Origin of the sequence: Vibrio sp. 10N.247.311.51, from assembly GCF_041467855.1 — a bacterium.
Taxonomy (GTDB): Bacteria; Pseudomonadota; Gammaproteobacteria; order Enterobacterales; family Vibrionaceae; genus Vibrio; species Vibrio coralliirubri.
This window is the reverse complement of sequence record NZ_JBFSVK010000072.1, coordinates 1-1,742: the sequence shown is the minus strand read 5'-3', so window position 1 is coordinate 1,742 and position 1,742 is coordinate 1. Positions and strand designations below refer to the sequence as shown.

1 protein-coding gene is annotated in these 1,742 nt (G+C 44.7%); it reads right to left on the bottom strand.

What is annotated here, in order from left to right; translation table 11 throughout:
- Positions 1-86: 86 nt before the first annotated feature.
- Positions 87-1,607: an ISNCY family transposase gene (locus tag AB6E85_RS25795; RefSeq protein WP_082040340.1), complete on the bottom strand. Its 1,521-nt coding sequence runs from the start codon at positions 1,605-1,607 to the stop codon at positions 87-89.
- Positions 1,608-1,742: the final 135 nt, after the last annotated feature.

Genomic DNA, 1,742 nt, shown 5'->3' with positions numbered 1-1,742 from the left:
TGTCATTACTGAGGGAACATGACGGGATAAGTACCAACCGATTCTGTCATGCCTTTATATTCTAGTATTCATATCGTTCAACTGCCTCACACATCGATACTCATTGATTGGGATTGCTTGATTCTCATCTCTCGTGTATTGAGCTTTTCTCTTTTCCAGATAGTCTGGATGGTACTGATACTCACGGTAATGTTTTCTTGTTTGAGTAGTTTCATCACTTGTATCGACGTATTATGCGGGTTGAGCAACGTCAACTCGATAATCCTATCTTCGGTGCTCTCTGGGATTGCGTTTTTACTGCGCTTCAGTGGCTTATTAATCCGTTTGAGGCCAAGTGGCCCTTCCTCTTCCATTATTTGCTGATAGGTATATAAGGTTTGGCGTGAGCAACCTAAGATACGAGCGGCTTTAGAGACACTACCAAGCTCTGCAACCAACTCCAGAGCCTCTATTTTACGTTGTACCTCTTTGCCGTATTCGTTGCATTTACGTGGCTCTACTAACTCAGTGATGTCTAACCGTCGATGACCGAAGTAAGCAGAGAAGGTACCATCGAACTGACATCGTATTTCTACTTTTTGGTTCTCTATGGAGTAACGTACTGGCGAGTCGATAACGTACATTTTGCTATCAAAGCTAAACGTGTGGTCACGTCGTATCGTTCGATACTCTTTCTGTACGCAGATGCTGTTAAGGTCTAGGTCAGGTGGCAACGACTTGAACGCAGAGCTCGATTTAGTCGCCTGAACCATCACATTATTCACCCAGTATTTGGGGATAAACTCCTCTTGCAAGTATCGGTTTGCGCTCTCCATGTCAGCGATGTTATTGAGGCGCAGTTCGGGGACAAGGCGGTCTTGGAAGGTGTCGAAGGCTCGTTCGATTCGTCCCTTCCCTTGAGGTGAGTTGGCGAAGATAATTTCGATACCGAGTTCATCACAAGCTCGCTGCATTTGCGAGAAGTTGCTGCGTTTCGGCCCACCAAAGATACCTGCTCGATCCACGTAGAGAGTTTTGAATATGCCTCGCTTTTCAATATAAGCTCGCATCACCTTCATACAGCCTTCGGTGGTCTCTGAAGGGAAGAACTGCGCATGAATATCACTAGTAGCGTCATCAATGATGGCAATCAAGCAAGACTTCTCATCACCAAACCAGCGATGAGGGCTGCCATCCATTTGCAGCATAAGCCCAGGCAACGGCATACGCTCTCGATACTTCCTTACTCGACTTCTACGGCGTTTAGAACGCTTCACATGGTGAATGTCATGAGCCCAAGAACGCAACGTTTCACGCTTAATCGACAGTCCTTCATTTTTGCTCAGAAGCTCCGAGAGATGTTGAAGATTAAAGTCGTAGTACTTGGTTTGAATGAGGGCTTGAACCTCCTTCTTGAGTGACTCAGGGATTTTATTGATGGGAGCACGACCAGTGTTACCATGAACCACGAACCGAATGCCTTCCTTGCGATAGCGACTCAAGTAACGTTCAACGGTTCTTCGTGATTTTTGCAGTAATTGCGTAGCACTATTGATAGTAATTTTGCCATCAATGACTTTGCTAATGATATCGACAGTAAACTGTGATTTTGAATCCATATAGAACATCCTTAGCACCCTTTAAAGCTCATTTGATTACTTTAAAAAGTACGCTAAATCAGTCCCGACATTTTCCCTCGGTAGTTAGTGTAATGACAAAGTCGCTTGGTAATTAAGGTACGACAGAATCGCTTGGTGATCACA

Coding starts and splice junctions, on each gene's coding strand:
- AB6E85_RS25795 (WP_082040340.1), bottom strand. CDS start 1,607: ATGTTCTATATGGATTCAAAATCACAGTTTACTGTCGATATCATTAGC.